The sequence below is a fragment of the Elusimicrobiaceae bacterium genome, assembly GCA_028700325.1.
In the GTDB taxonomy this organism is placed as follows: domain Bacteria; phylum Elusimicrobiota; class Elusimicrobia; order Elusimicrobiales; family Elusimicrobiaceae; genus JAQVSV01.
This window is the reverse complement of record JAQVSV010000081.1, coordinates 1-8900: the sequence shown is the minus strand read 5'-3', so window position 1 is coordinate 8900 and position 8900 is coordinate 1. Positions and strand designations below refer to the sequence as shown.

Sequence of the window (8900 nt, the reverse complement as noted above, 5' to 3'; positions counted from 1 at the left end):
TTTCCCCGTAAAGGTCGGTCATAAGCATAAAGCCGTAGGCACGTATAACTTTGGCAACACCAGCATAAATTCCGGGCCTGACGCGGGTGAAATCCGTTTCAAAATACGGAATAGCGGTGGTAACGGCTGTTTTTAAAGACAGCACCGATATTTACTTCGCCAGACAGCAGGTATCGGAACGGCTTGGTGAAGCGCGCGCCAAACTCGGAACCGGCGTGGAAATAACGCTGGGGCCGGTGGCTACCGCGATGGGCGAGATTTACCAGTACACGCTGGAAGATTCCGGAAGCGGCGACTCGCCGCGCAGGCTGGCCGATCTGCGCACTTTGCAGGACTGGGTGGTCGCGCCGCTGCTCAAAAGCATAGACGGCGTGAGCGACGTAAGCTCGTTCGGCGGCTATCTCAAGGAATACCAGGTAACCGCGCTGCCGCAGCGGCTGGCGCAGTACGGCGTAAGCCTCAAGGAAATTTATGACGCGATAGAAAGCAACAATTCCAACGTGGGCGGAGGAGTGCTGGAAATCGCCGGCGAACAGCTGCTCGTGCGCGGACTGGGGATGATAAAATCCCCGGAGGATCTGGGCAAAATCGTTGTAGCCTCGCGCAACGGCGTGCCGGTGCTGATAAGCGACGTGGCACGGGTAGCCGCGGGCAGCGCGGTCCGGCAGGGCGCGTCGTTCAAGAACGGCGAAAAGGAAGTCGTCGGCGGAGTCGTGATGATGCTGCGCGGGGCCGACAGCATGGCGGTAGTGCGGCGCGTGGAAGCCGCGGCGGCGGAAATCAACCGGACCGGCGTACTCCCGCCGGGCACTAAAATATACCCGCTCTACACCCGCTCCACGGTGGTGAGCGAAAGCATCAAAACCATTCTGCGCGCGCTGGCCGAAGGCTCCGTGATAGTGATAGCTGTGCTGTATGTGTTTCTGCTCAGCCTGCGCGGCTCGTTCGTGACGATACTGGCGCTGCCGCTGGCGTTTCTGCTCACCTTCGCGGTCATGCGGGCGGCCGGCCTGACGGCAAATCTCATGTCGCTGGGCGGGCTGGCAATTTCAACAGGCATGATAATAGACTCCACGATAATACAGGTGGAAAACATCCTGCACAGGCTGACGCCCGGACTGGACCCCGCGGCCCGCGCGGCTGAGGTGGAAGCTGCGGTGCTGGAAGTGCGCAAACCCAGCATTTTCGGAGAACTCATAATCGCGCTTACATTCGTGCCTATCCTGGCGCTTGAAGGCATAGAAGGCAAGATGTTCGAGCCGCTCGCGCTGACCATTATGATCGCGCTGCTGGCTTCGCTGGCGCTCTCGCTCACGGTAATACCGGCGCTGTCGGTTATCGCGCTGCGCCCGGCGGCCAGCCGGCAAAGCCCGCTTTTAACGCTCGCCAGAAAAATCTATCTGCCCGCGCTCGACTGGACAATGCGGCGCAAAAAAACGGTTTTGGCCGGCGCCTGCGCGCTGCTTGCGGCAAGCCTGGCCGCCGCGCCGTTTCTGGGCACGGAGTTCATGCCGGTCATGGACGAAGGCTCATTCGACATGGACACAAGCATTCTGCCCGGAGCGTCGCTGGGCACCTCGGCGGGCGCGGCGAAAATGATCGAGCAGAAGCTGAAAATGTTTCCGGAACTTCAAACCGTGGTATCCAAAACCGGCTGGACCGGCAGGGCGATTGAAGCGCGCGGCGTTGAAAAAACCGGGTTTATCGGGATACTCAAACCGCGCCGGGAATGGAAATCCGGGATGACAAGGGATGAACTGTTCGAAAAAATGCGGCAGGCCGTGGCCGGCATTCCTGGCATAACGAGCGGATTCAGCCAGCCGATCCAATGCCGGATAGACGAACTGGTGGCCGGTTCGCGGTCCCAGCTGGCCATCCGCCTTTACGGCGACGAACTGGAAGTGCTTGCCAAGAAAGCCGGTGAAATCGGCTCCGCGCTGGCCTCGGTCAAAGGCGCGGCGGACGTGGCTGTCGAGAGGCAGGGCGGCCAGTCTTACATAAACATCGGCATTGACCGCGCGCGCATCTCGCGCTACGGGCTGAATGTGGAGGACATCAACGGCGTCATAGAAACCGCGCTGGGCGGCAAACCAGCCGGCTCCATCCATGAAGGCGACCGCGCGTTTGACATAACAGTAAAACTGCCCGACGAAGCACGCGACTCCGTCGAAGCGCTCGGCAGACTTATCATAACCTCTCCGGCCGGCGGCGCGCGCATCCCGCTGGCCATGCTGGCCGATATCAGGCGGGTGGACGGCCCCGTCCAGATCGGGCGCGAAGCCGGCAAGCGCTGCGTACTGGTCGAAGCCAGCGCGAGCGGGCGCGATCTGGGCGGATTCGTGGCCGAGGCGCGCCGCGCGATCGCGAAAAAAGTGTTTATTCCGCCGGGCTATTATCTGCAGTGGGGCGGCCAGTTCGAAAACCAGCAGCGCGCCATGCGAAAACTCTCGCTGATCGTGCCGGCGGTTATCGCGCTGATATTTCTGCTGCTCGCGGCGACGTTCAATTCCATGCGGCAGGCCCTGCTGGTGCTGTTAAACCTTCCGCTCGCGCTGGCGGGCGGAATTTTTTCGCTGTGGCTGGCGGGCCTGTACCTTTCGGTCCCGGCGGTGGTGGGGTTCATCGCGCTGTTCGGAGTGGCGGTATTAAACGGCGTGGTTATGGTCACCTGCATAAACCAGTTGCGCCACGCCGGTTACTCCGTCAATGACGCGATAAGAACCGGCTGTGAACGCCGCCTGCGCCCCGTGCTGATGACCGCGCTGATAACGATCACAAGCCTTGTTCCGCTGCTGTTCGCGTCCGGGCCCGGTTCAGAAGTGCAGCGCCCGCTCGCCGTGGTGGTTACCGGCGGGCTGTTCACCTCGACCGCGCTTACCCTTCTTGTCCTGCCGGCGCTTTACGGGTACTTTTCCAAGCGGATCGAAAACTGAGCGCCGGGAGGGCCGCGCAGACCGGCTTATTCAGTATAATGATGCAATATGCCGGCAGTCCGTTCATACAGAAAATGGCCATAAAGGACATCTTATCGTTCCCGGCGTTCAAACCGGATAGACTGAAAACGCCTGTCCTTGCGGCGGTGCTCCTGTTCGCCATAATGACAACCGTGCCGTTTTTCGACACTTGTTTCCGGCATTCTTTTGAACCCGATTCCGCGGAACATATCGCCACGACAACCGCGTTCATGCAGGCAATCCTGAAGCTGGATCCCGATCGGCTCGACCGGCCCGGCCTGCACCCGTACGGCGACGCGCAGTATTATTTTTATTCTGGCGCGGGGCTGGCGTTAAAAGCCGCCGCGGCGGTTTTGAATCTGCCGGCCGCCGGCAATGACACAAGCCTGTCCATTCTGGCGATACGGCTTGTGTCGGCCGGAGCGGATGTGGCGGCCATACTGCTGCTGTTTCTCCTGGCGCTTAAGCTCACCCGCTCGCGGCTTGCCGCGGCAATGCTTGCCGTGCTGTTCGCGCTGAACCCGCAGATGCGCTCCGTTGATCTGCTGCGGATTGACCATCTTATTCCTCCGCTCGGAATTTTTAGCCTGCTGCTGTGCTTGAGCATACTGCAAAACCCCGGCAAAGCGCGTAATTTCGCGTTTCTGGGTATCACGCTGGCTTTGCTTGTAAACACCAAAATAACGGCGGCGGTATTTCTGCCGCCAGCTTTGTATGCGCTGTGGCGGGCCGGCGGGAAAACCGCGCCGGGAAACATCAAGTCGGCGGCGTATTTTTTTCTCATGGCATCGCTGCTGCTGTCGCTCAGAATAATCTACGCCGCGCCCAGCGTACCCGCCCTGCTGAGCGCGCGGTTCGCGCATCAGTCGGCGCATCATGCGCTGCTGTCGGTTCATCCGTATTTATTCTACAGCGTGAACGAATTCCACGGCTACGGTTTCCTGTTCCTGCCGCTGTCGGCCGCGACGCTGATTGTAACCGCATACGCGGCGTTCCGGCTCAAAGAGCAAAAAGCCGCGCTGACGCTCTGGGCGTTCGTGCCGGCGGCGGTTTCAGGGCTGTTCATGCCCAAGCTGAGCCACTGGGGAATTTATTATCCGGTAATGCAGCTGCTGGTTGCCGGATACGGCCTTGGCTATTTAGGAGAGCGTTTCAAAGCAGGGAAACAGCTTTACTGGCGGCTCTGCGCGATTGCGCTGGGCCTGAGCGCGCTTTCACTCAACAATCATTCGTTCGGGCCGCTTGCCGCACAAGCCCGCGCAAGAGCGCGCTCCATAGAACAGACGCGCACCCGGCCGGCGCAATGGCTTAGGGAACATGCAAGGCCCGGCGACAGGCTGGTCTGCTACGCCCATTCATGGGCCAATCCGCCGGTTTATGAGCTGGGCCTGAAGATCGGCACTGAACCGCTCAACTATCCGTACCTGTGTTACGAGAAATTGAAAGAATTTTATCCGCCCGATATTGACAGCCTGAGCGCGGATACCGATTATGTTTTGCTGGAAAATATCCATAAAACCCGGCAGCTCCGGCAGCTCGACACACTCGGACTTGCCGCACAGGCGCAAGCCTGGCGGCTGTTTTACAAACAGCTGGCCGGGCAATTCCCGCCGCTTGTGTTTCAGGCGGATTATCCGAATTACGGGCTCAGCCGGGTGGAAATCTTCCCGATCAAAAAACCCCGGCCCGCAACTTCGGAAAAACAATCTTCCGCCATGACAGAAAATTATTTCAGAACCCTGTCAGGCAATCCGGGAATCTTGCCATGAGGCGGTTTTCTCCGGTTATTAAAATCAGTCATTTTTGACCGCTTTCGCCCTGTTCGCCGGTCCATAAACAGCCGTCAGCTTTTTCTCAACAGCTCCGGATGCCTTTGACTGTTCGCACACAATCTTTGAGGGTAGGCTCCACGGACATCCCGATTATAAATCTGTTCGGCATGGAAACACCTCCTGATCCGGTTTATCACATAGGTTATGAATATTTCCGGCATATTGCCAGTACCAAAGGGCCCAACTTCGGCCCCGTACACGCGATATTTACATTCTCTGCGGATCCGGACCGGATACCTGTGGGAATTTTTGCCGGATTCGGGCCGGCTAATCCCAGATTCTTGCCGCGCAATGCAAATCTGCCCAGTGCGTATCACAACCCGGCAGAGGCGAACGGGATTTGGTCGCGCATGAATCAAAAACCGGTTTTACCCGATACCCCTGCTCGCGGCACGCAAGCGCGGCGGCAAAACTTCGCTTTTCCGATCTGGACGCGGCACACTCGGGTGTTCCGCCCCGTTTCCATATTTGAAAGCCACTGGCAAAATGCCCGTGGCTTTCAAATTCATGACGGGAACGGCAACCGGCCGATCCGCCGGTTTCATTCGCTTCCGGGTACTGAAAAACAGATTTCATCCGCTGACAACCGATACCCGCATCCAGCCAGTTTTGCGGCCTGCGGATAGGCTATACAGCCAAGGGCGAACGTCCGTTTAAGGAATCTGCGGAACGTTTCGGCCTGCCCGGTTTTCCCGGAGATTATGGAAAAATACAGCCGATTTTACTATAGTTCTATAAGCTGCGCAGAAACATAATAATGTTTTATCTTAACTAAGGAGAGAAAACAGAATGAAGAAGCAACATATCGCTACCAATCTGCTGATGGCTCTGATGCTGTTTGCCCCGTCAGTTCCGGTTTCGTCGTGCAGTTCGGCGCGCATCATCGCAAAAGACGGTTCAGTCATGAGCACCCGCACAATGGAATTCGGCTACGAGGTGGGTTACGGCCTGCAGGCCGTGCCCAAAGGCAGCAAATTTACCAGCCCGGCGCCCGTGCCCGGGAAAAAAGGCCTGCAATGGGAAACCTCATACAATTATTTCGGAGTTTCCGTTTTTGGCGACGAAGGCGTGCTCATAGACGGCATGAACGACGCGGGGCTTTCAGCCAGCGGCCTCTGGTTCGAACCGGATACCAAATGGCCTGATTTAAAAGACGACGACTCAAAAACCCTGGCCCACACCCATTTCATATCTTGGGCGCTTGGGAACTGCAAAGACGTGACTGATGTGAAAACCAAACTGCGCGACGTGAAACTTTTCGCGCTGTTCCTGCCCCAGATGAAAATGGCGCCTCCGCTGCACTTTGAGCTGGACGACGCCAGCGGCGCCTCGATAGTGGTGGAAGCAGCTGATGGAAAAATCAACATTTACGACAACCCCACGGGCGTGCTTACCAACGCTCCGGACTTCCCATTCATGCTCAACAACCTTCGCAACTATGTCGGGATGAAAAACATGGTTCCGGACGCGCGGACTTTCGGCTCCTATCTGGCCCGCCCCACCGGGCACGGCAGTGGAATGTTCGGGCTTCCCGGAGACCTGACTCCGCCCAGCCGTTTCGCGCGCCTTGCCGTGCAGATACAGACGGCGGACCAGGCCGCTGACGCAAAAAGCCTGCTCAACCTCGCGCAGCACCTGGCCAATACCGTAGATATTATACGCGGAATGGCTGTGGACAGAAATGCAGCCGGGGAAATAATTTCCAGCGAAACAACGCAATGGACCGCTTTCCGCGATCTGAGCAGCAAAGTGTGGTATTACCGCACCTACGACAACCCCGGCCTCCGCATGGTGGACCTTAAAACTCTGGACTTTAAGGACGGGAAAATCAAAAAAGCGCCGCTTTACGGTTCCCAGGAAACAATAGCGGATGCGGCCCCGTTACTTAAATGAAAAAAACAATCGTTTCAGCATATGTTCTTGCCGCCGCCGCGCTATTTTGCGCGGCGGCCCGCGCGGACGATTCCTCCACCGAGGAACTGGCCAAAAAACTGCAGAACCCCGTGGCGCCCATAATCAATGTTCCGATACAGAACAATTACAACTGGAACGTGGGGCCCGAGCACGACGGCAGCGCCTACACACTGCGTCTGCAGCCGGTAATACCGCTGCCGTTTGACAAGGAATACGCAGTGGTTTCGCGCACCATATTGCCTTTTACGAGTCAGGACAAAATCATCGGGCGCGATAACGCAAAGCGGCAGTATAACGGTAGAACCGGGCGTAACCGCCACGCAGGACGTGTATATGCCAACCAGCATGGTTACCTATACATGGACGGTAACGCCCACCACGGTGCAGGACAAGTACACCCTAACGCTTACGCAGACTTTCAAGACGGACGTACCCGCACCAGCGCTGATATTTTCGCCGCCAATAATCAACCTTGAAATGAAGGGCGGCGACATAGTAAATACGCAAATCACCATAACGAATAAGGGGCTGATAGCGGCTAAAGAGGTGCAGATGTCGGCGGGTGACAGCAGCAGCCCTGTTAAGCTGGCGTTTGGCGTAAACAATATAGCAGAGATTAAGCCCGGCGAGACTATTACAGTACCGTTAAGGATAACGCTGGTCCATGCGTCATGCAATACGCAGGCGGTGAATACCTATTATTGTTATGACTGTGCCACCGGAAAAACAACCCCCGTAAATACGGACAATGCCGTAAATATGAATGCCGGTGATATGGGCGAATGCGGTTTTTCCGGCAATACCCCGGTCACGGTTTCGTCTACAACCACCGGTGGTGGCAGCGATAGCGGTTACATAAAGACAGGATACGGAGTAACTAGTGGCAATTCTACAGTAAATGGTGTGTTGGTTGGGCCAACATCGGTATGTACGGCTCAATGTGAGGTTTGTCATGAGTGGAATTATTTATCGCAAAGTTGTATTGCAATATCTGCGAACAAAGCTTGCAGTAGTGAACATGGGATTTGCGAAGCGACATATTGCAATGATGGGAATTGTGCAATACGCCCATTAACTTCTTTGGAAAAAGACGCTGTTAATGCAAACACAAATCCATTATTTTGCAGGCCTCGTTATAATAAAATTCCACCGTCGCATAATGGATGCTCGGGTGTGCCCGATTCGTGGAATATCGATGGGTGTGGTGTTGTTAATGTTGTTGGTGCATGTAATGCCCATGATGAGTGTTATTCGTCTTGCGGATCGTTTAAGTCGACATGTGATGCTCAGTTTGAATCTAATTTGGATAATATTTGCAAAGCAAAATTTACATCTAGCGAGTGCTATCGCAAGTGTATTAATATCTCGGGCGCATATTTTGATGGTGTTGGTATGTTTGGTGCATATTATTATACCAAAGCACAGATTGATCACTGTGTATGTTGTCAGTGATAGTGATGGCGGAATATGAATTTACGAATAAAATTATTGACATCAATTTTATGTACCGGTTTTGTGTCCGGATTGTGTGGCGTATGTTTTGGGATTCAAAGATTCGGAGGATATCCATATGAATGGGTGTTAAATTTCGGTTGGTGTATAGCTATATTGCCATTTGTTATAACAGCGATATTAGTTTTTTTGCCTGTTGAGCATAAGCGTGGATTCGCTTTTGGTATTCTGCAAGTGTGGTTGTTGTTTTCATTTATAAATTTCAACTTATGTGCGAAGCCAATTATTGTTATATATTACCTATTGGCAATATTGTGTATGCCAATTTGGTTTATTTTGGGTGAAACTATAAGGCATTTCGCTGCAAACGACTCGGATTCTGTAAAACTAATTTTTGCAATAGCATTTTCTGGTAATATGCTTTCAGTATACTATGACTTTAGTTTTATTTCTGTTTTTATAATATGGTGTATACTGCTTTGTATGGGGTTTGTAATGGGGCATTATTTATTGAAGCAGGCAGTATGCATAAAGTTATTGGAAAATTATGTTCGGATTATTATGTTTGTAAAACAATGAAAATAGTGGAACTGGTTTTTTGTTTTGTTGAAGTGGTTTGGTTATAATGGTTGGGGAAAACTGGACCGAATTTAAGGCCTGCTTAAGGTGAAAAAAGTCGGTAGAATAAAACCTTAGGGAGGCTGTATGCGAAAGACATTTGAAGCTGGATTCAAGGCGCGGGTGGCGC

7 protein-coding genes are annotated in these 8900 nt (G+C 54.3%); all 7 read left to right on the top strand.

Annotation, left to right across the window (positions count from 1 at the left end):
* Positions 1-77: 77 nt before the first annotated feature.
* Positions 78-2933, top strand: a complete 2856-nt coding sequence (locus tag PHW69_08840; GenBank protein MDD4005290.1) for a CusA/CzcA family heavy metal efflux RND transporter — start codon at positions 78-80, stop codon at positions 2931-2933.
* A gap of 38 nt (positions 2934-2971) precedes the next feature.
* Positions 2972-4723 carry a glycosyltransferase family 39 protein gene (locus tag PHW69_08835; protein MDD4005289.1) on the top strand — a complete coding sequence of 584 codons (1752 nt, stop codon included), beginning with the start codon at positions 2972-2974 and terminating at the stop codon, positions 4721-4723.
* Positions 4724-4893: 170 nt separating this feature from the next.
* Complete coding sequence (locus PHW69_08830; protein ID MDD4005288.1) at positions 4894-5412, top strand: hypothetical protein; 519 nt, start codon at positions 4894-4896, stop codon at positions 5410-5412.
* A 163-nt stretch (positions 5413-5575) separates the two neighbouring features.
* Complete coding sequence (locus tag PHW69_08825) at positions 5576-6679, top strand: linear amide C-N hydrolase (GenBank protein ID MDD4005287.1); 1104 nt, start codon at positions 5576-5578, stop codon at positions 6677-6679.
* The gene (locus PHW69_08820; GenBank protein MDD4005286.1) at positions 6676-7176 is read left to right on the top strand and encodes a hypothetical protein; all 501 of its coding nucleotides are present in this window, start codon (positions 6676-6678) and stop codon (positions 7174-7176) included. Before PHW69_08825 ends, PHW69_08820 begins: the two co-directional genes overlap by 4 nt.
* 1 nt (position 7177) lies before the next feature.
* The gene (locus PHW69_08815; GenBank protein ID MDD4005285.1) at positions 7178-8152 is read left to right on the top strand and encodes a hypothetical protein; all 975 of its coding nucleotides are present in this window, start codon (positions 7178-7180) and stop codon (positions 8150-8152) included.
* Between the two features lie 36 nt (positions 8153-8188).
* Positions 8189-8731, top strand: coding sequence for a hypothetical protein (locus tag PHW69_08810; protein ID MDD4005284.1), 543 nt, complete (start codon positions 8189-8191; stop codon positions 8729-8731).
* The last annotated feature ends 169 nt before the right edge of the window (positions 8732-8900 follow it).

What these genes read in the sequence shown, in the direction of transcription:
- PHW69_08820 (MDD4005286.1), top strand. Translation starts at nt 6,676, where the DNA reads ATGAAAAAAACAATCGTTTCAGCATATGTTCTTGCCGCCGCCGCGCTA.
- PHW69_08825 (MDD4005287.1), top strand. Translation starts at nt 5,576, where the DNA reads ATGAAGAAGCAACATATCGCTACCAATCTGCTGATGGCTCTGATGCTG.
- PHW69_08815 (MDD4005285.1), top strand. Translation starts at nt 7,178, where the DNA reads ATGAAGGGCGGCGACATAGTAAATACGCAAATCACCATAACGAATAAG.
- PHW69_08830 (MDD4005288.1), top strand. Translation starts at nt 4,894, where the DNA reads ATGGAAACACCTCCTGATCCGGTTTATCACATAGGTTATGAATATTTC.
- PHW69_08835 (MDD4005289.1), top strand. Translation starts at nt 2,972, where the DNA reads ATGATGCAATATGCCGGCAGTCCGTTCATACAGAAAATGGCCATAAAG.